Annotated in this window: 22 protein-coding genes and 1 pseudogene; 14 read left to right on the top strand and 9 right to left on the bottom strand. The window is 67.3% G+C overall.

Going from position 1 to position 24471, the window contains the following annotated elements; translation table 11 throughout:
• The first annotated feature begins 75 nt into the window (after positions 1-75).
• Genes JW613_RS04745 through JW613_RS04735 form a run of 3 tightly spaced genes read left to right on the top strand, consistent with a single transcriptional unit; the run spans position 76 to position 1319 of the window.
• Positions 76-483, top strand: coding sequence for an NUDIX hydrolase (locus JW613_RS04745; RefSeq protein WP_209209655.1), 408 nt, complete (start codon positions 76-78; stop codon positions 481-483).
• 45 nt (positions 484-528) lie between these two features.
• Positions 529-1002, top strand: coding sequence for an ATP-binding protein (locus tag JW613_RS04740; RefSeq protein ID WP_209209438.1), 474 nt, complete (start codon positions 529-531; stop codon positions 1000-1002).
• Positions 999-1319 (top strand): hypothetical protein, encoded by a 321-nt coding sequence (locus JW613_RS04735; protein WP_209209437.1) that lies wholly within the window; start codon positions 999-1001, stop codon positions 1317-1319. Before JW613_RS04740 ends, JW613_RS04735 begins: the two co-directional genes overlap by 4 nt.
• Before the next feature lie 601 nt (positions 1320-1920).
• On the opposite strand, the gene JW613_RS04730 is transcribed toward JW613_RS04735, so the two are convergent.
• Together JW613_RS04730 and JW613_RS04725 are read right to left on the bottom strand one after the other, a co-directional pair.
• Positions 1921-2292 (bottom strand): hypothetical protein, encoded by a 372-nt coding sequence (locus JW613_RS04730; protein WP_209209436.1) that lies wholly within the window; start codon positions 2290-2292, stop codon positions 1921-1923.
• A gap of 217 nt (positions 2293-2509) precedes the next feature.
• On the bottom strand, positions 2510-2902 hold the full coding sequence (locus JW613_RS04725) for a hypothetical protein (RefSeq protein ID WP_209209435.1): 393 nt from the start codon (positions 2900-2902) through the stop codon (positions 2510-2512).
• 378 nt (positions 2903-3280) lie between these two features.
• Here JW613_RS04725 and JW613_RS04720 point away from each other — a divergent pair, with 378 nt between their 5' ends.
• Entirely contained in the window at positions 3281-4663 is a 1383-nt protein-coding gene (locus JW613_RS04720) for a CBS domain-containing anti-phage protein (RefSeq protein WP_245225014.1), read from the top strand.
• A 279-nt stretch (positions 4664-4942) separates the two neighbouring features.
• Here JW613_RS04720 and JW613_RS35575 read toward each other — a convergent pair.
• Positions 4943-5204 (bottom strand): annotated as a pseudogene (locus JW613_RS35575) (GntR family transcriptional regulator); the annotation flags it as partial.
• 132 nt (positions 5205-5336) lie between these two features.
• Between JW613_RS35575 and JW613_RS04715 the strand changes: the two are divergent.
• Complete coding sequence (locus JW613_RS04715; protein ID WP_209209433.1) at positions 5337-6926, top strand: endonuclease NucS domain-containing protein; 1590 nt, start codon at positions 5337-5339, stop codon at positions 6924-6926.
• A 681-nt stretch (positions 6927-7607) separates the two neighbouring features.
• Here the strand turns inward: JW613_RS04715 and JW613_RS04710 are convergent.
• Positions 7608-8447, bottom strand: coding sequence for an NAD(P)H-binding protein (locus JW613_RS04710; RefSeq protein WP_245225013.1), 840 nt, complete (start codon positions 8445-8447; stop codon positions 7608-7610).
• 81 nt (positions 8448-8528) lie between these two features.
• Here JW613_RS04710 and JW613_RS04705 point away from each other — a divergent pair, with 81 nt between their 5' ends.
• Both JW613_RS04705 and JW613_RS04700 read left to right on the top strand, forming a co-directional pair.
• A complete protein-coding gene (locus tag JW613_RS04705; protein WP_209209432.1) occupies positions 8529-9464 on the top strand; it encodes an AraC family transcriptional regulator in 936 nt (311 codons plus the stop codon).
• A gap of 218 nt (positions 9465-9682) precedes the next feature.
• Positions 9683-9943 carry a hypothetical protein gene (locus tag JW613_RS04700; protein ID WP_209209431.1) on the top strand — a complete coding sequence of 87 codons (261 nt, stop codon included), beginning with the start codon at positions 9683-9685 and terminating at the stop codon, positions 9941-9943.
• A gap of 326 nt (positions 9944-10269) precedes the next feature.
• On the opposite strand, the gene JW613_RS04695 is transcribed toward JW613_RS04700, so the two are convergent.
• Both JW613_RS04695 and JW613_RS04690 read right to left on the bottom strand, forming a co-directional pair.
• Entirely contained in the window at positions 10270-11490 is a 1221-nt protein-coding gene (locus JW613_RS04695; protein ID WP_209209430.1) for an FAD-dependent monooxygenase, read from the bottom strand.
• A complete protein-coding gene (locus JW613_RS04690; RefSeq protein WP_209209429.1) occupies positions 11487-12884 on the bottom strand; it encodes an MFS transporter in 1398 nt (465 codons plus the stop codon). Before JW613_RS04690 ends, JW613_RS04695 begins: the two co-directional genes overlap by 4 nt.
• A gap of 323 nt (positions 12885-13207) precedes the next feature.
• Here JW613_RS04690 and JW613_RS04685 point away from each other — a divergent pair, with 323 nt between their 5' ends.
• Entirely contained in the window at positions 13208-13840 is a 633-nt protein-coding gene (locus tag JW613_RS04685; protein WP_209209428.1) for a TetR/AcrR family transcriptional regulator, read from the top strand.
• Between the two features lie 111 nt (positions 13841-13951).
• On the opposite strand, the gene JW613_RS04680 is transcribed toward JW613_RS04685, so the two are convergent.
• A complete protein-coding gene (locus JW613_RS04680; RefSeq protein ID WP_209209427.1) occupies positions 13952-14791 on the bottom strand; it encodes a hypothetical protein in 840 nt (279 codons plus the stop codon).
• A gap of 361 nt (positions 14792-15152) precedes the next feature.
• On the opposite strand from JW613_RS04680, the gene JW613_RS04675 reads away from it, so the two are divergent.
• Positions 15153-15956: a hypothetical protein gene (locus tag JW613_RS04675; protein WP_209209426.1), complete on the top strand. Its 804-nt coding sequence runs from the start codon at positions 15153-15155 to the stop codon at positions 15954-15956.
• A gap of 143 nt (positions 15957-16099) precedes the next feature.
• Positions 16100-16981, top strand: a complete 882-nt coding sequence (locus tag JW613_RS04670) for a DUF72 domain-containing protein (protein ID WP_209209425.1) — start codon at positions 16100-16102, stop codon at positions 16979-16981.
• A 104-nt stretch (positions 16982-17085) separates the two neighbouring features.
• Here JW613_RS04670 and JW613_RS04665 read toward each other — a convergent pair whose 3' ends face one another.
• The gene (locus JW613_RS04665) at positions 17086-18186 is read right to left on the bottom strand and encodes a hypothetical protein (protein ID WP_209209424.1); all 1101 of its coding nucleotides are present in this window, start codon (positions 18184-18186) and stop codon (positions 17086-17088) included.
• 152 nt (positions 18187-18338) lie between these two features.
• A complete protein-coding gene (locus JW613_RS04660; protein ID WP_209209423.1) occupies positions 18339-19130 on the bottom strand; it encodes an Fpg/Nei family DNA glycosylase in 792 nt (263 codons plus the stop codon).
• Positions 19131-19328: 198 nt separating this feature from the next.
• Here JW613_RS04660 and JW613_RS04655 point away from each other — a divergent pair, with 198 nt between their 5' ends.
• The 4 genes from JW613_RS04655 (at position 19329) to JW613_RS04640 (ending at position 24427) form a co-directional block, all read left to right on the top strand.
• A complete protein-coding gene (locus JW613_RS04655; RefSeq protein ID WP_209209422.1) occupies positions 19329-20516 on the top strand; it encodes an NAD(P)-binding protein in 1188 nt (395 codons plus the stop codon).
• A gap of 276 nt (positions 20517-20792) precedes the next feature.
• Positions 20793-21377: a WXG100 family type VII secretion target gene (locus JW613_RS04650; RefSeq protein ID WP_209209421.1), complete on the top strand. Its 585-nt coding sequence runs from the start codon at positions 20793-20795 to the stop codon at positions 21375-21377.
• Positions 21378-21390: 13 nt separating this feature from the next.
• A complete protein-coding gene (locus JW613_RS04645) occupies positions 21391-23796 on the top strand; it encodes a hypothetical protein (RefSeq protein WP_209209420.1) in 2406 nt (801 codons plus the stop codon).
• Positions 23797-23803: 7 nt separating this feature from the next.
• The gene (locus tag JW613_RS04640) at positions 23804-24427 is read left to right on the top strand and encodes a hypothetical protein (protein ID WP_209209419.1); all 624 of its coding nucleotides are present in this window, start codon (positions 23804-23806) and stop codon (positions 24425-24427) included.
• The last annotated feature ends 44 nt before the right edge of the window (positions 24428-24471 follow it).

The raw sequence follows: 24471 nt of genomic DNA, 5'->3' as shown, positions 1-24471 counted from the left end.
TCTGTTGCTACGGTGGAGAAGCCTAGCCATCTGAGGGGACCGAGGAACGTGAGCACGGTAGAGCGCCCCCACTCCGTGAGCGTCGCAGGGGTCATCGTTGACGACGCGGGCCGAGCGCTGCTCATCCAGCGCCGCGACAACGGCCAGTGGGAGCCACCCGGCGGCGTCCTGGAACCCGGGGAGACCATCCCCGACGCGCTCCAGCGCGAGGTCCTCGAAGAGACCGGCATGAAGATCGCCCTCCCGGCGACCCTCACGGGCATCTACAAGAACATGACCGGCCTGATCGTCTCCATGGTCTTCCGCTGCGAAGCAGTAGACGGCTCCCCGACCACCGGGGAGGAGACCTACGCCCTTCGCTGGGCCACCCGCGAAGAGGTCACCCAGCTCGCCGACGAGGCATACGCGGTCCGCGTCCTGGATGCACTCGACGGGGCATCCCCGCCGGCCATCCGGGCGCACGACGGCGTGCGACTCATCTAGAACACTTCCACTACCCATAGCGGCCACCAGCATGGAGGAACTTGTATGCACGAGTATATGAGTGACTGGCGGATCTGGGAACTCACCTGCCCAGGACTCCCCGAAGAGGTCGGCCGGGCCCGCCGCTGGACCCGTGACGTCCTGCGCGACAGCCCCCACGCCGACGACGCCGCACTGATCGTGAGCGAGCTGGGCTCCAACGCGCTGATGCACTCGGCGAGCGGCAGCCCCAACGGGAGCTTCCACGTCACCCTGCACCGTTCACTCGGCACCGTCCTCCTGGCGGTCACGGACACCGGCGGCAGTACGACAAAGCCTCACGTCGAGACACCGGACGAGGACGACACCCACGGCCGGGGCCTCAGCCTCGTGACAGCACTGGCCAGCCGCGTACGCGTCAGCGGAGACGACTACGGCCGGACAGTCACCGTCGAGATGGCCGACGAGGCGAACGAATCGACCCGACTCGCACCGCCAGGCGGACACACGGCACTGCCGGCACGGAGGCCGACGCCATGACTGCCCAGCCGCTTCCCACAACGTGGGTCTACTACTGCGAGTGCTACGTCAACGAACGCCGACTCGGCACCTACGGCGCCCACAGCCCCCGCGAAGCCCTGCGCTGGGTCCGCATCAGCCTCATGATGATCGCCATGACGCTGGACGAAGAGCCCTACCGAGAGGCCCGTGCCTGGCTCGACCACGGCCAGCCAGCAGCAGCCTGCGAACTCGAACAGGGCAAGCGCCACACGCTCACCCTCAAACAGCGCACCACAGCAGCGACTTGGACAGTCAGCCCGATAGCCTGCCCGCCAGCTCGCCAGGCGCGTGCGTAACAACTTTCTCTACGACTTCAAGGCGGCCCGCTGACGCGGGCCGCGCGCGCTGGCGGCCCGTGGCCGCCGCCCGCTCCTGTCTCCGCCCCGCTCGCGACGCCCCCGGCCCACTCAGCGCGCAGCCTGGAACAGTGACCCGCTTCCCCTGTAAGAGCTACAGATCGCGTCGGCGCGCACGACTCGTGCGACCAGCGGTCACGCGCCAGTACCAGCGTGACCATGTGCGCCACGCCGGAAAGGCTCGTGGCGCGGCGCCCCGGTCTCGTCGCGGTCTGCTGGCCGGTCCCGCCATCGTCAGTTGGTCGGCCGAGGCTGCGCGAAGGCGTCTGCGGGTCAAAGACCAGAAGCCTGGAAACGTGGCTAATGACGGTGGGTGGTTGGGGGCACACATACAGGTGATCGGGAAACTTTCCCACCGTCGTGGCTAACTTTCCCACCTTGAGGTATCAGTGGCACTCGAAGAGCAAGGCTCGGGCACTGCGGGCAGGCGAGGAGCCAACTCGATCCGCCGGAGAACGTATGGGCCCCGCTCTCTGGTGCCAAGGCGGCTCGAGTACAGAGACGCTGCACGACCTGGCCTCGAAACACATCCATCAGAGATCTAGATCGCGTTCCCGCGCTCATCTCTTTGCCTACGCATCCCATCGAGGTTTAGGCCCACGAGCCCGAAGAACACAAAGAACCCAGCTGCGACGGCCAGCCACCATGCACCCCTGACCGCGTAAAGCCAGAACAGCCCTCCACCCGCGATCAGGAAGAGAATCGCAAGGAAAATGCCGTACGGATCACGTCTTTCAGAATCCTCAACCTGAATAACGTGACGAATGGTTTCGTCGATATGGGCGCGCAAATCGTCGCGAATTTCACTGTCCGCTGGTAAGAGGGCCAAGAGTTCAAGGTCAGCCTTAGCTCGATCCCGACCTTGCGCCCGGTTGTACCGGCGTTGCAGCAGAATGCCGCCCAGTCCAGCCATACCGACTACGAGTGTGGCGATCGCACTCCAGTCCACGGCATACCCCCTCGTGCCCGATCGCCCGGGAATCAGCGGGGACTCCCGGACTGTCGAGGCAATGTTGCTACGCAAACGGCTCCCAGCCAGTCTGCCTGATCAGGAGCCGCTTCCGCTGCAAACTGCGCTGAGACGGTGGGCTTGATCCCAGATGATGTAGCCACCCCAACGATGCTCAAGATCATTTAAAGATGAAGTCCGCACACGCAACGATCGCCGACAGCACCCCCACCGCGACACCCAGGGATGCGCTCATCTGCTGCCTATCCTGCATGAGCGCAGTGCGAGGGCCCTGCGACTCCCCCTCCGCTCCACGGAGCGCCTTCAACCCCTGCCACTTGTGCTCTCGGATCCAGCACCCCCGCAGGAGTCCCTGGGCATTGTTCCGGCATCGTCCCTGTCGCCCCAGGGCAATGCATCTGAGCGGAGCAGCCAATAAGAAGTAGAAGACCGACACGACGGCGACCAGGATGAGTACCTGCGGCCCAATCACGTCCGCAGCCCAGGCCAGGATCCCGAGCACGAGGATCACCACGCCCCATTGCTTCTTTAAGAATGCACCGAGTCCTCCCATGCCTCGGACTGTAAGACTCTCCGGACCAACGCGACAGAGCACACCGTGACATCCACAGCTGACATCGACGACGGCGAACGCCAGCCGCATCGAGCGTCTGTTGGAGCTCAAGCGGGCGCCGCGGCCGCCAGAGGCAGAGGCCCTACCGAACTCGAAGGCGGTTGAGCGCCAGCCCGCTTGCTGTAGGCCAATGCAGAGAACACCCGTTCCGCCTCGTGGCCAGCGCCTGGACTGCACCACGCGGCCCCGGCTGTCATCGTTCATCAGGGACGCCTGTCGGCACATGCTCCGAACTCATCAGCGGCACATGCGCGATGATGGGTCACGGACAGTACACAAGGGTGCACCTAGAGGTTCAGCTAGGGCGAGGTGGGGCAGATGGGTCGGGAGTCGTATCTACTGGAAGGACGCCGAGTGACAGTCGGCGACCTGCTGGAAGCTGGCTACCTCAAGCTGGGAGCCAAGCTGAAGTTCGAACGCCCTCGCATGGGCGAGAAGCACCACGCGGAAGTGGCGACGAACGGGAAGGTGCGACTGTCCGACGGCCAGCTCTTTCGGTCGCCATCGCGCGCTGCAATCGCAGCTGTTGGGGGAGGATCATTCGATGGCTGGCACGCCTGGACGCTCGATGACGGCAGAACTCTAGATCAACTACGCCAGCAGCTACTCGACGAAGCCGCCAAGCAAGCCGCGGAGACGCCGAGTGAAGCAGAGGTTGGGAACGAGCTGTTCACTCCAGCCGGGCGACATGCACAGCTCAAGCGCGCCCGTGAGCTGGCGGACGCAGGAATGCCTCAGACTCTTACCGTTCGCGAGTTCGTCGGATGGTGGGGCGCACTTCGGCGCGGATACCTGATCACCAAACAGATCGAAGCGGAGCTTGCCAACCACAGCCTCACCACCCTTCCAAGCTTCGAGAAAGTCCACTTCGACTCAACGGTGCAGCTCATCACCACCGCCCCAAGCGAGGAGGGCGGCGCCGGCGAGGACGCATCGCCGAGCCAGCTCACTGCCGAGAATCCTGCTCTCGATGATGAAGACGAGCCGGAGACAGGGCTGACAGTGGGCAACCTTCCGTCTGCGCTCTCCGAAGTCGTCAGCGTCCCACCTGACGCAACATACGAGCAGGCCATCACACTGATGGTCATAAACGACTATTCGCAACTTCCTGTTATCAGCGGCAGGAATCTCCGGGGCGCAGTCTCCTGGAAGTCCATCGCTCGCGCTCGGCATGCCAAGCCTGATGCAGGCTTCTCTGACGCGATCGTTCCCGCACATGAAGTCCCCTACGGCCACGATCTCATCGACATCCTGCCAGCCCTGGCAGAATTCGAATTCGTTCTCGTGAGGGATCAGACACAGAAGATCGCAGGTATCGTCACAGCCAGCGACGTAGCGGCGGCGTACGGCTCGCTCGCTAGCCCATTCTTCCTGATCGGCGAACTGGACCAACGTCTTCGCCGGATCATCATGCGAAAATTCGAGCTAACCGAAGTGCAAGACCAATGCGACCGACAAGGCCAGCGCGGTATCAGTTCATTTGATGATCTGTCGATCGGTGATTACCAGCGCGTTCTGGAAAACCCCACCCTGTGGGAGAAACTCGGCTGGCCGCTCGACCGCACGGTCTTTGGCAAGCGCCTCGGCGAGATTCGTGTCATCAGGAACGACTTGATGCACTTCAATCCAGATCCTCTCCCGGATGACACCATCCAGAAGATTCGCAATATGATCAACTTGTTGCGTGAGTATGGAGCGTGACGGAGTCGCAGGGTCGATGCCACCAACCACCCCCGCCAGTAGTTCGCAATGATGTCGTCAAGTCCGCGTGTCATACGCGTGCCAGAACGGGCGGTCAGCCCCGGTCAACTACGGCAACATGGAGGCCAACCGTGAAGACCCGCCGACCTGAAGCACGCAGGCCAGAAGCCCAACTCAGCACCACCGCCCCGTGATTCCCAAGCTCAGAGCGCGGGTTCGATTCCCGTCGCCCGCTCCAGCGCAGAGCCTCAGGCCAACGGCCCGGAGCTTGCCTGTTCTCTCGAGCACGTAGCGGCGCCGACGGGCGAGCACCTTGCGGGCGGAGCCAGGCCGGGCGGAGATGGCGGGCGTCGAGCGTTCTTCCCGTACTTCTAGGCTGTCGACTTCGGGAAGACTCCCCGCAGCTGCCACCTCCATCGTGAAGGCCGACTTGCCCTGCTCACAGTGACGCCGGGCAAAACGATCGGAAGCCAGCCGTCTTCACTGGCGGTCGCGGACGGACTAAGACACTGCGGCCGTGCTCATGCACGGTGAGTCCCTCGCTCGTCGTGGACGCTGCGGCATCGTCATTCTGGGTAGAGCCATTGGTTCGGTGACGGCGCAGCGCCAGAGGAGCGAGCAGGGTTCCTGCCGCCTGGGCCTATGTCAGCCGGCATCGCTACTGTCTTCCCTCATGACCGCGCTACTCGAACGTGAGCTCCGGGACCTCTTGGCGGAGCAATTGGACGTTCTCGAACCAGGGCTGACCCTCGTCCGATGCGAGTTTGCGCTGAGCGACCCGCGGCTCCGTACGAGGGGCTGGATCGACATCCTTGCTCGAGACCGACACGGCCTGTGGGTGATCATCGAGTTGAAGCGTGCTGCGTCCACATCGCGTGAGGCGTTGCACGAGGTCGCGAAGTACGCAGAGCTGCTCCAGCGCGACAAGCAGCTCGCGCCTGACCGCATCCGCGCCCTCATCGTGTCGACCGACTGGCGCGAACTACTCGTGCCGGTGAGCAACATGGCCCGTGACTGGAACCATGACCTTCGCGGTTACGAACTCCAGGTGTATGACAATCGGACGCTCAGCGCTGAGCGCGTCGCGCTGCTTCCACCGTCGCCTGAGCAGTACATCACGCCGGTGCATGGCATCTACCTCTACGCGAGCCCTCAAGACCGAGACCGAGGATGGAAGCACATACGGCAGATCGCTTCCGAGATCGGCGCGCCTAACCTCCTCGCTGCCGACTTCGAACGCGTCCCCGCCAAGGACAGCGTCATCGCGCACTACGGTCTGTACCTGGGTATCGGCACCGTGGAGTGGGGGAGCGCGTTGTCGGACTCCCCGGATGTAGACGGGTACGGTTCGGAGCACCCGGCCGAGTACGAGGCGCTGAGCGCAATCAACGCGCGCGTTCGCTGCGTCGAAGTCAACTCGGCTTATCCGGGGGTGCTGGGCACTCTTCTAGGCAATCCCAATTGGGAGATCACTGGGTACCGGGGCACTGGAGCGTTTGCCCCGGACAACGGGGCGTACGAGGAACGCGACTGGCTGCAGATGCTGCTTGGTCATGATCACGGGGATGGGCACTTCAAATACATCGGCTCCGCCAATCCCCGGATCACCAGCCGGTGGCGCTCTTTTGTAGGCCAGGCCATGACCAGCCTCGGTGGCAACCCCGAGTGGGAGATGCTCGTCCGGGCGTGGCTGGAGCGAGTTGCCGAGCAACCAGGCGACATCGACGTCGTCTTGTGGATTTACAACCCCTGCGACCTGATTCAGACCGTCATCTACGGATGGCCGGATGACCTCGCCCAGTGGGAACCACGAATCAAAGCCGTCGCCCGCTTCCCCGACGGCAGCCGCTCCGTCGCCCAGGGAAAGCTGTGTGCGAACAGCACCGGGGGTGCACCCGGCTTCCACCACTACGTCCACGAGGTGTACCGCGATCCGGTGAGCTGGATGACAACTCGATACGGCGGTACCACCTGGATCAGCGATCTGGATCTGGTTCGCCGCCTGGGGCTGCGCTACATGATGCTTGAGATCATCAGCGACCACCCTGGGCCGCCAGCGCCAGAAGACGAACGCGGACTCTGGCTGGTCGAGGACGGGCAGGCGGCCCGCTACTCGTCCAATGACCCAGAGTTCTCCATGGCCTGGCAGCTCAACACCCACGGCGGGAAGCTCGTGACCCTTCGAGAGTTCCTGGCGACTTATCGCTACGAAGTCAACACGCTCCGCATGGAGTACCTCAACGGCATAGACGTGAGGCGCTGACTTCGCGGGATCACGCGGTCCAAGTGCTCACTTCGTGTGCCTGGGTCACCTCCGCGGCGTGGTCGCGGCAAAGGTGCAACCCCCTGCTCGAGGTGCTTCGGGACGAAGAGGTCGATGTCCCCTACAGAAAAGCGAATCGCGGGGCTGCCTGGAGTACTCGACCGGCAACGATAGCTTCATACGGAAGGCCACAGGTTTTCGGCGGGGAGCGGTGGCTTCATGGGGAACGGTGTGGCACAGCCGTCGTGTCCGTCACACGACTACCGCACCAGATGGGCACCAGAAGGGGCGGTAAACCGCGGTCAACACGGGCCACCAGCGGAAGGCTCTAAGCCGGGTAGGCAGTCCATCCATGCAGGTCAGAACGTAAACTAACCCAATACGTACGGTGATTCCCAAGCTCAGAGCGCGGGTTCGATTCCCGTCGCCCGCTCCACGACGAAGACCCAGGTCAGCGACCTGGGTCTTGTTTGTGTCTGGGCCAGTTCAGGCACCTTGCACCAGAAGGCCCCCCCGTCGCTCTTCTCGGCGGCTCCCTCGCCTTCGTCGACCCCGAACACGGCATCGCCTTCAGCTACGCGATGAACCACATCGTCGGCGGCCCCGAGGACGTCCGTGCAACTCACTGGTCGGCGCAGTGGGCGAGTCGCCGGCATATCCCTGTTGCCCCGTCGGCGCGGCCTATTCGGGGTTCCAGGCTCCTGTGGCAGCGGTTTCTCGTGCGTAGTCGGTGAAGTCCCGCGGCTCGCGGCCCAGGGCTTGCTGCACGCCGTCGGCGAGGTGGGACCTACGGCCGTCGAAGACCTCCACCATGAGGTCTGCCAGTTGGGCGGCGAATGAGGCGGGCGTGCCGTGGTCGATCAGGGTGGCGATGAACCGCTCGGTGGTGACGGGCATGTAGTCGATCTTGCGGCTGGTCTCGTTTGCGATCTCCTCGACCGCGTCGGCGAAGGTCATCAGCCGCGGACCGGTCACGTCGTAGGTGCGGCTGGTGTGACCGGGCTCCGTCAGAGCCGCGACTGCGACGTCGGCGATGTCCTCGGCGTCGGTGAAGGGCTCCGTCACGCCTCCGACCGGCAGTGCCACCGAGCCTGCTCGGATCGCTCCGGCGACCACGTCCTCGCTGAAGTTCTGTGCGATGAAGCCCGTGCGGATGACGGTCCAATCGGTACCGGACTGCTGCACGGCCTGCTCACAGCGCATGGCTTCCTCCGCGCCGCGATCTGCCAGCAGTACGAGGTGCTGCACGCCGTTGCGGGCCGCCAAGGAGGAGAACGAACGGACTGCGGCGGCGGCACCCGGGAATGCCGCGTCCGGGATGTAGGCCACGTAGACGGATCGGACTCCGCGCAGGGCGGGCGCCCAGGTGGTCTGGTCCCGCCAATCGAAGGGTGGTTCACCCTTCCGGGAGCCGATTCTCACCGGCAGCCCCCGCGCCCGGAGTCGGGACACGATCCGGCGCCCGGTCTTGCCGGTTCCGGCAAGGACCAGGGTGAGTTGGTCTTCCATCGGCTTCTTCATGCTGCCAGTCAACGACTTGGTGCGTGGGTGGGCCATCGTTGAAAAACGCGTCTTCGTGCTCGTGCGTCTACGCTGCTGTCCATGGACCCGCTGGCGAGCCTCCTTGACGGTCTGAGAGCCAGGGGAGCCTTCGTGCAGCGGTCCATCCTCGATCCGCCGTGGTCGGTTCGGGTCCAGGACGAGGCGCTGGTGTGTGTCGTGACGGTCGTGCGGGGTGCGGCATGGGCGATTCCGCACCGGGGTGAGGCGGTACGGCTCGGCCGCGGCGATGTTGCGGTGATGAGAGGGCCGGATCCCTATACGTTCGCCGATCATCCCGAGTCACCGGTCCAGGTCGTCATCCACCCCGGCACACGGCGCACCACCCCCGGCGGGGCAGCATTGCGCGAGGACATGGAACTGGGGCCGCGGACCTGGGGCACCAGCCCGGGCGGCTCGACGACCCTGGTGATCGGCAAGTACCAAAGGCCCGACGAGGTCGGCTGGGGGCTGCTTCGGGTTCTGCCCCCGCTGTTGGTTCTCAACGCTGCCGACTGGCACTCGTCCTCACTGGGGGATGTGCTCGCCCACGAGGTCGCCAGGCAGGGCCCCGGACAGGACGCGGTGCTGGACCGGCTGGTGGATCTGCTTCTCGCCGATGTTCTGCGGACATGGTTCGCGCGTCCGGGCGAGGATCCACCAGTCTGGTACCGGGCCCACAGCGACCCGGTGATCGGCCCCGCTCTTGCGCTTCTGCACTCCGACCCGGCCCGGCCGTGGACTGTCGGTGCTCTGGCGGCCAAGGTCGGGGTCTCCCGGGCGGCGCTCGCCCGCCGGTTCATCGACCTGGTGGGTGAGCCACCGATGAAGCATCTCACCAGTTGGCGCATGAGCACTGCGGCTCGCCTCCTCCGGGAGCCGGGAAACACCCTTGAGAGTGTGGCCAGGCAGGTGGGCTATGGGAGCGCGTCCGCATTCAGCACGGCGTTCAAACGCGTGCACGGCATCAGCCCGCAGCAGTACCGTACCGGGGACTGACCAGCACTGATGAAGCTGAAAGCCATGGATGGGTGAGCATCCGGTTCGCCGTTTCCTCCCGCAGGCTGTGCTCGCGCACCCTGCGGGACGAACCTTGTCGACCTGGGAAGCCGCTGTCCTTCCGGTTGTGATCGCTCAGTTTCCGCAGGTCAGGTGGGAGGTCGGCTCTCCAGGCGAAGGGGTGGCACGTCGTGTCGTTTCTTCGGTGGAGGTACTGGTTGCCGTCGGTGAAGGGGTTGATCGAGGAGCGGGAGCTGGTCGCCCGGGAGCGGGTGGAATCGCTGCGGGATGAGGTGGACCGGCTCGTGGCCGCGTTGTGGGAGGTTGAGGCCACGCAGGGCCGCCTGGTGATCGCCAAGGAGACTGTGAGCCAGGTGCTGTCGGAGTCGGGCCGGCCTGCTGTCGCCGGCCTGCTGTCGTACAGGCCCCCGAGCCTGCCGGGCCGGCCGGGCCGAAGTCGGCCGGGGGCCGTGCGGTGACGGTGCCCGGCTCGGTGGTTCCTGTGCGGCATTCGAGCAGCAGCTGACCTCCTCGACACAACAACCGTTTCTCGTTCACGACGTGACGCCCCTTGGGGCCGCACACCGGAACGGCCAGTGACCAGCGATGAACCGGGGGCTCCACGACAGTCCCCTGTCACTCAGCGAACCCGACCGGCCAGCTCAGCCTCCCAACTACCCCCGTCTGCCCCGTGCTTCCCAACCCCGGAGCGCCGGTTCGATTTCGTTGGCCCGTTTCGACACGAACAACCCCCGGGTCGGTGGCCCGGGGGGTGTTGTTGGTCGGGCGGCTCGCCGCCCGGGGCTCATGTCGTGGGGGTGGGGTCGGGGAGGGTGAGGGCTGAGTGGGCCGGTCGTGGCTGGGCGGGGGGCATGGCGCTGAGGTTGCGCAGCATGTCGTTGCGCTGCCGCAGGGCCCGGGCGGTGGTGGGGAAGAGTGTGGCGTCGCCCTTGCCGACCTGGTCCTGGTTCGCGGTCACGAATTCCCGGGTGTCGTGTTCGTAGGCGGCGAAGCCCGCGGCGTGGTCGCGGTCGGCAAGGGAAGCGGCGAGCATGTACGCGCCGACGAGCGCGAGGCTGGAGCCCTGTCCGGTGAGGAACGAGGGCGCGTACGCGGCGTCGCCCACCAGCGCGACCTTGCCGCTGGACCAGCGGGGCATGCGGATCTGGCTGACGCCGTCGAAGAACACGTCGTCCGTGTCGCGCAGGGCGGCGAGGATGCCGGGGACCTCCCATCCCGCGTCGGAGAAGACCGCGGCGACCAGGTCCCGTTGGGCTTGTGGGTCCCGGAACACGTGGAACGGTGGTTGCGGGTGGGCGAAGTTGAGGAAGGCGTGCACTTCGTCGCTGTCTCCCACCGCGTAGAGTGCAGCGGCTTTGCCCGGGGCGTTCCACATCACGGTCTCGTGGGAGAGCCCGAAGGTGTTGGGCATGGTGAACACGGCGAAGCAGTAGCCGAGATACCGGTGGAACTGCTCTTCGGGGCCGAACAGGATCTCCCGGGTACGTGAGTGCACCCCGTCCGCACCGACCACCATGTCGAACGTGCGTCTGCTGCCCCCGCGGAAGGTGACGTCGACCCCGTGGCCGGACTGGTCGAGGCTGTCGATGGAGTCGTCGAACAAGAACTCCACGTCGTCACGGACCGCCGCGTGGAGGGCGTCGGTCAGATCGCCGCGCCGCACCTCCAGGTCCTGTCCCGCGACGCCGCCGGTGACGGTGTGCGGGCTGATCGAGGCGACCTGGCTGCCGTCCTCGTGGAGGAAGGTCAGCCGGCGCAGGTCGACGTGTGCGTCCCGCAGCCGCGGGAGGATCCCCATCCTCCGTACGACCTCGAGTGCGGTGCCGCGCACATCGATGGGGTAACCACCGCGGCGCAGGGTGCTCGCCTTCTCGACGACCGTGACCGCGAATCCGTGACGGTTCAGCCAGAACGCGAGGGCGGGCCCCGCGATGCTGGCCCCGGATATCAGGGCCGTGCGCCTCCGAGTGGTGCGGATGTCCCTCGTCCGGTCGGTACGGGTCATTGCTTGGCTCCTTTGCTCATGGTCCGGGCGACCAGCAGGGACAGCGCCGCGACGACGCCGGCGATGAGGAAGCCCGTGACGAAGGCCGATTCGGCCGGGACGTCCGATCCGGAAGGGGTTCCTGAGGTGAGGAGCACGCCACCGAGCATCCCGCCGACGGCGGAGCCCAACACGCGAGTCACCAGGATCAGGCTGGTGGCGATGCCGGTGTCACCTTCATCGACGGAAGAGGCGATGCTGGTGACCATGGCGGTGACGCACAGTCCGTTGGCAAGCGCGATCAGCGCCTTGCCGACGACGATGTGCCAGACCTCGGTGTGTGCGACTGACAGGGCGAGCAGAGCGGTGGCCATGATGACGACCGCGGCAGTGACCACGGCACGCGGGCCGAAGCGCCGCTCCCCGAGCCCACCGGCCGGCCCGGCCAGCGTCGCGACCACTGCGCCGGGCAGGAGGATGAAGCCGATCTCGGTGGCGCCGGCCCCGAAACCGTAGCCCTCGCCGGACACGTCGAGCAGCTGCGGTACGAGAAAGACCCCCATCGCGGTGCCGAGGCATATCACGAACGTCAGCACGCACGACTTCCAGATCACGGGCCGTGCCAACATGCGCAGATCGATCATCGGCGCGGTCGCACGACGCTCGACGGCTACCCATCCGGTCACGAAGGCGGCCAGCACCACGATGAGGGCGCCGAGCACGAGCGGGTGCGAGCCGGCCTCGGGCGCCATCGCGAACACGAGCATGAGCGTGACCAGTACCCCGCTCAGCAGGAGCATGCCCGGCCAGTCGATCCGGGCGTCGTCCGACCGGACCGGCGGGTCGGCCGGCATCAGCCTGTTCACCAGCAGGGTGAACCCGATGATCGCGAACGTCGGCAGTGCGAACATCCAGTGTCGGGAGAGCGCTTCCGCCACGGGCCCGGCCGACAGCAGTCCCACCATCGAGCCCCCCACGAACATCCCGCTGACCAGCCCGATGGCCACCTTCGACTCTCCCGCGGGAAGGTGTTTGCGCACCACGATGAACGACAGGGGCAGGGCGCCGATCATCGCGCCCTGTAATACCTGGCCGAGCAGCAGCACGGGCAGGTTGGGCGCCAGCGCCGACACCAGGCCACCGGCCGAGACCACCGCCATCAGCCTGATCAGGACTCGTTTTCCGCCGTAGCGGTCGCCCAGCTTGCCGGCGAGCGGTGTGACGAGCGCGCCGGTGATGGCGAGCACGATGTTGAGGAGCGCCCCTGCGGACGGACTTATGTCCAGTTCGCGTTGCAGGAGCGGAAGGGTCGGCGCCACCACCGACTCCAGGGCTCCAGTGGAGATCGCCAGCATGCCGAGAGCCCAGACAGCAGCTCTCCTCATGTGGACCGGGGGAGCCAGGGTCGTGGTCATGGACGTCCTTTCCGTCGGTGCCGGGCGAGCGGAGGTCGGCCGTATGCGCAGCGCTGCCGCCTTGTCGGCCCCCCGCGCGGACACGGCGGACACGGCAGGTACCGCAGGCACGGCGACGCAGTGGGCCCGGCGGCCACTCACGTGGGGCGTGGTGTGCGGGGTGCTGTGCGGACGGGTCCACGGCCGCCCGGCGTGCTGAGCCCGGGGAGGCAGCACCCGAGTGGCGCATGCACGGCTCCGCCGGGCGCAGCGGGTGTACGAGTACGCCCCGCCGTGGCGATACTACACTACACCGTGCAGTGTAGAACGGCTACGATGTGCCCATGCCGACCACGAAGACACTGCGCGAGGGCTCCGCGCGGAAGCGGGCCGCCATCCTCTCGGCGGCCCGGGAACTGTTCCTCGCCGACGGCTTCGACCGGTCCAGCGTCGACGCGGTCGCCGCCCGTGCCGAGGTGTCCAAGCGGACGGTCTACGACTACTTCGGCGACAAGCAGACGCTGCTGCAAGCAGTCGTCGACGCCGTCGGCCAGTCGATGATCACCACGATCCGGCGCACCCTCGACGACACCCTCACCGGCATCACCGAGGACGCCGAACTTGAGGACGCCCTGGTCACGTTCTCGATGCGGATCGCGACCGACATGCTCGGCTCGGCGGAGTACGCGACGCTGCAACGACTGGTCCGGGCGGAATCCCGCCACCTGCCGCACCGCGGCTACAACTCCATGGCCGACACCCCCGACGAGGCGCTTGCCGAGCAGTTCGCCGCCTTCGCCGCAGCCGGGCTGCTCGACGTCCCCGACCCCCGGCTCGCGGCCGACCAGTTCATCGCGCTGACCTTCGGCGTCGCGCTGGACAAGCTCGGTTCCGCGAACGCCGCGGAGGACGCCCGCGTCCGGCCACTCGTCGTCGAGGGCGTGCGGACCTTTCTCCGGGCGTACCGAACCAGGTAGGGCAGGTAGCCGCACCGGGCCGGGCGGCAAGTGACATGGGCGGTCGGCCCGACGGCGCGCCTGCTGCGGGATCTGCGGGGCCTGCGGCTGTTCGGGGCCTGCGGGTTCTCCTCAGGGGGATTCGCCGTCCCGGGCGCCTTCCCTGGCGCCGTCCCCGGTTCCTCTTGCCGCGTAGATCTGCCAGTGCTCGGTGAGGAGTTGCTCTCTCTCCTCCCGAACGGTACGCAACTCTTGTTCCACGGCGGACAATTCGTTCTTGCGTCGATCGAAGTAGTTCACGAACCTCCGCACGTCGCGGTAGTGCGCGAACGCGACGACGGAGGTGACGACGATACCGAGAACAGCGACGTAGCAGCAGGCTTCGATCAGCTTCGCCAGCTTCTCGTACTGCGGATCTCCAGGCAGCGAAAGCCAGTCGACAATTGCCACCTCGCAGCCGGCGATCAGGAAGGCGAACACGAACCAGAAAGCAGAACAGAGCTTGAGGCGCCAGTGCCGAAGGCTCCTGAGCCACTGGGAAAAGAGGCCTCGCGTCAGAAGCGAGTCCAGGTCCACGTCAAGCGCCGCCTGCCACTGTGCGTGCACAGCTTCGTCACTCGTGGGAGGGCCTGCTCGGCGTAAGCGTTCAATGTGCTCCCTGCCGAGAGAGATCCTCCTGCGTGAGTCTTCGATCAGCGTCTGTCGCACCTGGGCTTCGGCCTCGGCGCTCCGTGCGTACAGAGTGCGGATCTCCACAACCGCGACTACGAGGATCGCGGCAAGAAGCGCCGAAGTGGCAGCAGCGAAATCGTCCGACATCTCACGTTCGCCCGGGATCCTGCTGTCGATTTCCCTCCAGAGCCACTCGGAGAAGTGATCAGCGATCTGTTGCTCCCAGTTGAACAGGAAGACAACAGTGATGCAGCACAACAGTGCTGCCACCGCACCCAGCCGCCACACCGGAAACACCACGCTCCGCTCTCATCGAGTACAGGCCTCAGCCCGGGAGTGAAGATGCCCAGTGAGCGGGACGAGAACCCTGGGGCGGGAGAGCCCGGGTCGGTGGCGGCCGAGGCTGATCGTCATCGGCGCGGAGCGTGCGGAGCGTGAGCGTCGCTTGGCTGTCAGCGACTGCTCACCGCCTGGCCGGGTTCGCGGAAGCACAGGTTGGAATCCGGTTCGTGGTGGTCTGTGGCAGAAGCCGTATGCAGATGGTTCCTGCGTACAACCCTGGTGACCTCCAGGTACAACCCTGGGCCGGTCACGGTGGTCTTGCTTGCGTGAACTCTGTGCCGCACCCGGGCGCAGGGCGTTGAGTACAGGGAGATGCACAGTGCGAGTCGCTGCCATACGTCGTACCGTTCTGACCGCTTCCGCGGTCTCTTTCGCTCTTTTGGTCACCGCCTGCGGTGGCGGCGAGGAGGGCGGTGAGGACAAGAAGGCGACGGGCGGCGGCAAGTCCGAGAAGCCGGCGGCGAAGGCACTCACCGCCGCCGAGTTGGAGAAGCTCGTGGTCACCAAGGGTGACGTCAAGGGCCATGAGATCACCAAGCCGGGGAAGGACGACGTGTTCGCGCCCGACGCCGTCTCCGTCCAAAAGGCCGAGTGCAAGCCCGTCGCCCAGGTGCTGTCGGCGCTGCCTGCGGCCAAGCCGACGGCGAGCGCCCAGCGGCTGGTCGTCCACAAGGGCGATGCGGCCAAGAAGGACATGCCTTCCACGGAAGAGCTCGGGGAGATGACGGAGGAGGAGGCCAAGCAGGCGACGATCGACTCGCTCGACATCACCAAGACGCAGACCTCCCTGTGGTCCTACGACGCCGACGGCGCACAGCAGACCCTCGCGACGCTGCGCGAGGCGGGCAAGAAGTGCGCCGGGGGCTTCGCCATGACGCTCGACGGGGACAAGCAGCAGGTCACCAAGGTCACCGAGGAGAAGCTCTCCGTCGGGGACGAGGCCGTCGCCTGGACGGTCGGGACGAAGCAGGACGGAACGTCCGCCGACACCAAGGTCGTCGTCTTCCGGAAGGGCACCACGCTCGCCGGGTTCTCGTCCTTCAACATCGCCGCCGTCACCCGGGGTGAGGCCTACAAGCAGCCGACCGCCGTGATCGACGCGCAGGAGGCCAAGCTCGGCTGACCTGGCCGCCGCCGTACAGCTGCGGCAGCTAGGCCTCTTGGTGGGCGCCTCTTGGTGGACACCTCTTGGTCGCTGCCCCGGCGGGGCCCGCGCCGGTGACGGTCCGTCGGTCTGGTCGCGGGCGGGGCGGGTAACCGGGCTTCATGGGCGACATCCTCGTGGGCACGTGCGCGTGGACCGACCCGGCGCTGGTCCGCAGCGGTTGGTATCCGGTCGGGCGGCGGGATGCCGAGGGGCGGTTGCGGCACTATGCCGAGCGGTTTCCGGTCGTGGAGGTCGACGCCTCGTACTACGCGTTGCCCGGGGAGCGGAACAGCCGGCTGTGGGCGGAGCGGACGCCGGACGGGTTCGTGTTCGATGTGAAGGCGTTCTCGCTGCTCACCGGGCACCCCACCCGACGTGCGGTGATGCCGGACGGGCTGCCGGCCGATGCTCGGGACGCGGGGGTGCTGGACGAGGTATGGGCGCGGTTCACCGCCGGGATCGCGCCGTTGCGGGAGGCCGGGCGGTTGGGAAGTGTGCTGTTCCAGTTCCCGCCGTGGTTCCGGCCCGGGGCACGGGCCGAGGCGTTCCTGGCGGAGACCGCGCGGCGGACGGCGGGGTGGCCCGTGGCCGTGGAGTTCCGGCACCCCGCGTGGTGGCAGGAGGGGCAGGCCGAAGCCACGGCGGAGTTGCTGGCGCGGTACGACATGACCGCCGTCGCCGTCGACATGGTGCGGACGCTGCCGTCCTCGGTTCCGCCCGTCACCTACGTCACCGCGCCCCGGCTGTCCGTCGTACGGTTCCACGGCCGCAGCACCGCCTGGGGGACCGGGAGCAAGGAGGACCGGTTCCGGTACGTGTACGGCGACGGCGAACTCGCGGAGTGGCTGCCCCGGTTGCACGCTCTCGCCGAGCGGGTGGAGCAGTTGCATGTGCTGTTCAACAACTGCTGCGGTGACGCGGCGGTACGGGCTGCCGAGTCCATGAAGCGGCTGCTCGGTGACCCGGTCGCCCCGCGCTCCTGCGTGCGGGATACGGCCTGACGCCCATGTGCGCTCTCGGGCCGGGCCTGGCCCGTACCCGGTCGGGGACGGTGCTCCCGTTGGCGTCGCGCCGGTGCCCCCCGGCGGCGCTCGTCCGAACGGTGTCACGCGGGGCGGGTGAGGGGTTTCGGGGGGCGGGTCGAGGTGCTGCCGCCCGCGGCGCCGGAGCCGCCGGCGGAGGCCAGCACATTCTTGGCCTGGGTGTCGACGAGTCTGGTGAAGATCTGCTGGGAGTAGCCGAAGATGATGGCCCAGGAGATGATCTGCGCCGAGGAGTCGAGTGCGGTCAGTCCGGGCACGAATCCTCCGCGCATCAGCAGCAGGCCGAGTACCGCGGTCAGTGCGCCCATGGGGAGCTTGAGCAGGGCGAGGGCGAAAGGCACGTTGTACGGTTCGGCAGTTCCGCCGATACGCCTGATGGTGGCGGCCGCAGCGATTCCGGCAGCCACCAGGCCGACGAATTCGACGACCACATAGTCCGCCGGAGCGGTTGTTGCCGCGAGGCTTACATCGAGGTCTTTCGACGCCGCGTCCGGGTCCGATCGCACCGGGCAGACGACGTGGTACGCGTCTGCGCCGGAAACCCGGTCGGGCGAGAAGCACAGCGGTACGGTGTCGCTGAAGAACCACCCCAGGAGGGCGACGGCCGCCGCTCCGATCGCGAGGCATCCCGCCACCCAGCGCACGATGGTGACGAAACTGCGTACGCGGAGGGCCTTTTGAATGCGTACCTGCCGCGCCACGCTGACGGCGTCCAGCAGCGACTCGCGGGCGGACGCGGTGATGGCCTCGGGTGCTCTGGAGATTCTCTCCACCGCGATGCGGCGAGGGTCCTCGGCGTCCAGGGCCTCCCGCACCGAGGCCACCACGCCCGGCAGCATCGGTACGATCTCTTTCGGGTCGGAAAGACGCAGCAGGAGATTGTGCGCGGTGTCGACGTGGATCTGGCCCACCGCGATGTGCGAGGCGGATCTTTTTCTCCGATGCGCATGGGACAGTACGCTGCGGGCGCTGCTCAGCTCGCCCTTCGCCTTTTCCAGCAGGTCCTTCCGGTCCTCGCCGTGTGTACGGCACCGGTCTTCCAGGAGTGCTTGCAGTTCATTTGTGCGGGCAAGAAGTACCTGGCGCAGTTCCCATGGACCATGCTCTGTTTCCGAGATCGTATCGGCGTTCTCTTCCGGCCCGGGATCGCTGTCGTTTCTCATGGCGTCGATTCTTACGGCCATTCGGGGTCCGACACCTTTCGACACCCAGGAAATGGGGCGAGGACGGGGGCGGGGGCGGCTCCCCGCCACTCACTCACGGGGTCGGTTCGCTTCCGGGGCGCTGATTCCATCGGGCACGCCGCACCGGACTCCTACGATTCCGGCTCGGGTTGGCAGCGCGGGCACCACACGGTGGTGCGGCCGGCGATGCGGGACGAGCACAGCCGGGTGTCGCAGCGCGGGCACGGCGCTCCGCCCGGGGCGTCCCGGTGGCCGGTCAGCCAGTTGTCGCGCGGCGGGACGTACCCGGCGCGTACGGAGGTGCGCAGTACGCGGCGCATGGTCCGGTGCAAGGTGGCCCGCTCGTCGTCGGTGAGGGAGCCGGTGGCGCGGGAGGGATGCAGCCGGGACTGCCACAGGATCTCGTCGGCCAGCAGGTTGCCGAGCCCGGCCAGCAGCGACTGGTCGGTGAGGGCGGCCTTGAGGCGGCCGCGGCGGGAGGTGAGGGCGGCGTCGAAGTCGGCGCGGGAGACGGTCAGCGCGTCGGGGCCCTGGTCGTCGAGGCGCCGGGCGGCCTCGGGGTCGTCGGCGAGCCAGAGGCCCTTGAGTTTGCGCTGGTCACGGTAGCGGAGCTGGCGGCCACCGCCGAGGGTGAACAGCACCCGGTCGTGGCGGTGCGGCTCGTCGTCGGCGGCTGCGCACACCAGACGTCCGGTCATGCCGAAGTGCAGCAGGAGGGTGGGCCCGCCGGTGTGGGCCAGGAGCCACTTGCCGTGCCGTTCCGGTTCGGTGAACTTCCGGCCCTCCAGGTCACGGCTGAGCCGCCGCGCGCCGATGCCGTGCAGGACGCCCGCGTCGCGCACCTCGACCCGCTGGATGGTCCGGCCCTGCGCACAGTCGGCGAGGACCCGGCGGAAGCCTTCTACGTCGGGGAGTTCGGGCATGTTCGCCGCACCTCCTCCCCCTGAGCGTAGGGGCGGTCGGCAGCGGCCGCATGCGGGCGAGGGCCGCACCGGTGACGGCGGCAGCGACAGCGACACCGGCGGCGTCGCGCCTCGCCACCGGCGATGTCACATCGCGCGGTCCGCCATCCGTCCTGGACACAACGAGAGAGCGCGAGACAGCGAGCAGAAGGAGGCACCATGGCGCACGCCACTCACCTCACCGTCGTCGGCGGCGGCTTCGGCGGGCTGACCGCCGCGCTGGCCGCGGCGGAGGCCGGCGCGCAGGTCACGCTGTACGAGGCGCGCGGCACGCTCGGCGGGCGGGCGCGCACGGCCAAGGGGCCGTACCGCACCAACGAGGGGCCGCACGCGCTCTACAACGGCGGCCCGCACTGGCGCTGGCTCAAGGCGCGCGGGCTGTTGCCCCCGATGGCCCGGGTACCGGTCAGGGAGGGGCTGCGGGTGCGCTACCACCAGCAGGGTGCCCTGCGCCGCACTCCGCCGGCCGGGTTGCTGCGGCTGCGGCGCAGGCGCGGTGCCCCGGTCGGGGTGCCCTATCTGGAGTGGGCGGCCGAGCAGGTGGGGGAGGAGACGGCGCGGGCGGCGGCGTACTTCGCGGCGGTCGCCACCTTTCACCACGCGCCGGGCGAGCTGTCGGCCGCGTTCACCCACGAGCGGATGCGGCGGGCCTCGAAGTTGCCGCCCGAGGCGCACTATCCGCGCGGCGGCTGGGCAGGCTTGGTGGAGCGGATGGCCGGGCGGGCACGTGAGCTGGGCGTACGCCTCGAACTGGGAGCGCGGGTGGATGCCTCCGCGCTGGGGGAGGCGGCCCGGCGCGGCCCTGTCGTGGTGGCCACCTCGCTGGCGGCGGCCCGTGGGCTGCTGGACGACCCCGGGCTGACCTGGCCGAGCGGGCGCACGGCGCTGCTGGACCTGGCTCTGGAAGCCCGTGCGGGGGACGCCTTCGTCGTCTCGGACCTGGAAGCGCCGGGGTGGGTCGAACGGTTCACGGCGTCCGACGCCTCGCTGGCACCGGCCGGGCAGTCGCTGGTCCAGGCCCAGTTCCCGCTGGCCCCGCACGAGCCCCGGGAAGCCGGGCTCGCTCGCGGGGAGCACCTGCTCGACCTGGGCTTTCCGGGGTGGCGGGAGCGGGTCGTACGGCGTACGGAGGCGACGGCGGACGGCCGGACGGGCGCGGTGGACGTTCCGGGCACCAGCTGGCGCGACCGTCCCGCCGTGGACCAGGGGGAGGGCCGCTATCTGGTCGGCGACCAGGTGGCGGCGCCGGGCGTGCTGAGCGAGGTCTCGTTCGCCGGCGCGATCGAGGCGGTGCGGCTGGCGCTGGGAGAGCCCCGCTCCACCCGCGCCGAGACGCGGATCCGGTGATGGTCCGGTGGCCCGGTGGGCCGTCCGCCCCCTCCGGCGCGGCACTCACGGCACCCACGGCACTCGCAGCGCCCCCGGCACCCACGGCACTTGCACCGTCCCCGCACCCTTCTCAACACTGTTCACAGCACGGGCACATGACTTCCCGTATCCGTCCGGCCACATGGTGTCACTGCCCAACGTGTCGCTTTTCGCCGCTTCTTGGAAGACTTACGTCAGCTTCTCTTGTAAGTTCCTTGGAGGGTCGGCGATGTTCACCGACGAAAGCGGGGATTCGTGTCATTCGAGCAAGAATGGGCAGGGTTGGTCGCCGGGGCACAGAACCAGCAGTCCGCAAGGATGCAGTTGAACGGCGCCGGCGACAAGGGCGACGGCAAGTGGCTCCAGGTGACGCCACATGTGCTCGACGAGGCCGCCAAAAAAGTGGAGAAGGTCAGCACCGCCTTCCAAAAGGTGGACGACACTGCCATGCGGGAGATGGAACAGGTTCCCGGGTCGATGAAGGGCTTCTCCTGCGACGAGGCCTTCAAGACGTTCCAGGAGATGTGGCGCGGCCAGATGAAGCATCTGCGCAAGCAGTACGAGAACACGGCCACGGGGCTCCGCAACGTCACCGCGAAGACGCTGGAGGGGGACGTCTGGACGAAGGAGCAGGTGGAGAAGATCGCCAAGGAGCGGGAGCGGAAGGAGAATCCGCTCAAGTACCTCCTGGACCCGGACCGGAAGCCGCTGCTGTCCGACACGCCGCAATACCCGTTCTTCCAGGACCAGTACCCCCTGCTGAAGCCACCGCAGTCGGACCAGCCGGTGTACGGCCCTCCGCTGCCGACCACGCCTCCGTCGGCCGGCCCGAAGCCCTAGGGGGAGCTGAGCCATGACCAAGACTCTCGACTACCTGACGGTGCGCCATGTCAATCTCACCGCCTTGCGTGCGGCGGTGAAGGCGTGGGACAAGCTCCCCAAGGATTTCGAAGAGGTCCACACCTCCTTCGACCGCACGGTCACCAAGCCGCTGAGCACCGAGCGGAGCGGCTGGCACGGTGAGTCCCACAAGGCGGCGGTCAAGCACTTCAACGCCGTCCAGAAGCAGGTGGTGGAGGCCGCCGGCCAGGCCGAGTGGCTCGGCAAGGAGATGTCCCGGTGCCTCAAGATCATCGAGGACGCCAAGAAGGCGCTGAAGGACGTCGAGGACGTCGTGTACGAGAAACCGACGGCCGGCGCGAAGAACTATCTGAAGCTGAACACGAAGGACGGCGTCGTCTACGTCGACCCGCCCAAGGACGAGAGCCCGGGGATCACCAAGGCCTACCGCGAGACGCTCGCGGACCTCAACCATAAGATCCTCAAGGCCCTGCGCGAGGCGGCCGAGGCCGACGAGGACCTGAAGAAGGCACTGAACTTCGACCCGTACGGCAAGGGCTTCAACTCCGACACCCCGCAGCTGCAGGCCAAGAAGGACGTCGACGCCCTCTACAAGCTGGCGGGCGACAAGGACTTCAAGCGGGACCCGAAGCTGCTGTCCAAGGTCAACGGCATCCTCGCCAAGAACGACGGCAACACCTACTTCGCCGAGGAGTTCGCCACCCGCAAGGGTGCGAAGGGCGTCCTGGAACTCTGGTACAAGGCGGCGCAGCCGGACTACGAGGACGCCATGCCGCCGGACCCGAAGGATCGTCCGAAGGGGGTGGACAAGCAGCTGGCTGCCCTCCAGGACAACCTCGGCAACACCCTGGCCCTGGCCAGCCACTCCGACTCCCCGGCCATGACGAAGTGGAAGCAGGACGTCATCGACCTGGGTTACCAGCGGATGGGCGACCAGCCTCCCAACGCGGCCATGGGCACCTATCGGGCGGCCCCGCCCTACGGCTTCCAGGTGATGAGCAACCTGATGCGCACGGGCAAGTGGGACACCGGCTTCCTCAACGACTACGGCGCCGAGTTGAAGAAGGTCGACGAGAAGCCGTTCATGACGCCGGGCCCCTACTCCCACGAGGAGAAGGCCGTCCCCGAGCGCAAGTGGCTGAGCTACGGGCTCAACCCCCCGAACTACCTCAACTTCGGCGCCGAGTACGACCAGGGCCAGGACCCGTTCACCGGGTACATGGAGGCCCTCGGGCACAACGCGGAGGCCTCGACCGACTTCTTCTCGGACAAGGAGAACTTCGACTACGTCCTACGCGACCGCAAGTGGTTCCCGGACGGGGAGAGCCCCGATTCCGGACCGCACAAGGACTGGCAGGGCGGGCACGTGGCAAGGGGGCACGCTCTGGCCGCCGCGACGACGGGGCACGCCTGGGACGCCCCGCTGCCGCTCAACCCTTCCCATACCCAGGCGCAGGCGGACATCATGTCCGAGTTCATCAAGGGAGTCGCGACCAACAACGACCAGGACAAGCACATCGAGTTCGCGGACGGGATGAGTCAGGGCATGGGGCGTGCCGCGTCCGAGTACATGCCCGACATCTACCGCGGATTGCGGGACGGCGGCGGGGAAGGCCTGGAGGGGCCCAAGTGGGACGAGGGGGCCAAGGCGGCGCTCGCCGCCGAGGCCAAGCTGTACCCGATCTCCGGGGCCGTGGCCGACATGGACCACCGCGAGGCCACCCATCTCCTCTTCCGGCTCGGGCAGGACCCGGAGGCGTACGGGAACCTCATGCAGGCGCAGAAGGCTTACGCCGCCGAGGTCCTCGACCACGAGTTCAACCCGAATGTGCCCGCGGACGAGAAGTACTCACCGCCCTCGAAGGCGGAGGCGACAGCACAGGAGGTCCTCGGCACGTCGGGTGAGATCACCGGCACCATGGCGATGGCGCGGCAGGAGGCCCTGGTCGGCCCGGCTGTCATCAAGGACGCCGAGTTCGAGAAGGACTCGCTCAGCGCGCGATTGTGGGGCAACAGCACTTTCGGCGCGGGTGTGACCGCCGCCACCGCCTACGCGAAATGGTTCCCCAACCCGGTGGTCGGCGCCACCATCGGAGCACTGACCGCAGGTTACGAGGGAGCGGCGGCCAACGACATCGACAAGATGATCACGAGTACCGAAGGCATCAAGCAGGCCGAGGTCGCCAGCGCTGTCTACGACGCTGAGCGGGACAGGAACGTCAACGCGGACACCGCCATGCTGAACAAGATCAAGGAGCGGTACGGTCTCGAAGACATAGCTGTCAACGCCCTGAGCCAGACGGGCACCAAGGACGGCTTCGGCTATGCCAACGACAGCGTCAGCAGAACTGCGAGCTACCTCGACTCCATGGACCAGGTGCCGTCCCTCCCCAACTGATCGATTGATGGCTGCGATGCCCGAACGCCCCACCCGCCGAATCCGCTACGCCCTCCTCACCGTCCTCGCCGTCGCCCTGGTCGCGGCGGGGGCGGTGGCCGGGGCGCTCACCCAGCACGAGGATCCGAAGGCGCCGAAGAAGTTCTCCGAGGTGTCCGGGGATACCTGCCACACGGTGCTGCTCGGCCTGTCCGACTCGGTGCTGGACCGGGTGGTGCCCACCTCCCACTATGTGAGCGGCTGGCAGAAGGTGACCCGGAAGAAGGACCAGTACAGCTCGCTGTGCGGCATCGACGCCGACGGGAAGCGAGCGTTGCGGGTCAGCGTGCAGCAGCAGAACGTGGCCGCTCCCCTCCGCGACGCCGACCGCACCGGCCGGGAGAAGGCGGAGAAGGTCCCCGGCTTCGAGGAGAGCTGGTCGACGCGGGACGGCGCCGCCGCCGCCGTCCCCTGCACCAAGAAGAAGGACAAGGACGAGAACACCGAACTGCAGGTCGTCGTGGAGTCCTTCGCCGAGAAGGGCGAGGACGTCCGCAAGGACCTGGTGCGGATCCTCAAGGCGTCGGTCAAGACCAACCACAGCCTGGCCTGCTACTCCGCCCCCATGGAGGACGGCTCGGCCTACGACTGAGGGCCCGGCCTCCGACACTCGGAAGGCCGGCACCGGGCCGACAG

The organism is Streptomyces smyrnaeus, from assembly GCF_017676345.1.
In the GTDB taxonomy this organism is placed as follows: Bacteria; Actinomycetota; Actinomycetes; order Streptomycetales; family Streptomycetaceae; genus Streptomyces; species Streptomyces smyrnaeus.
Note: the sequence above shows the minus strand (reverse complement) of the source record. Positions and strands in the feature narration are given on the sequence as shown.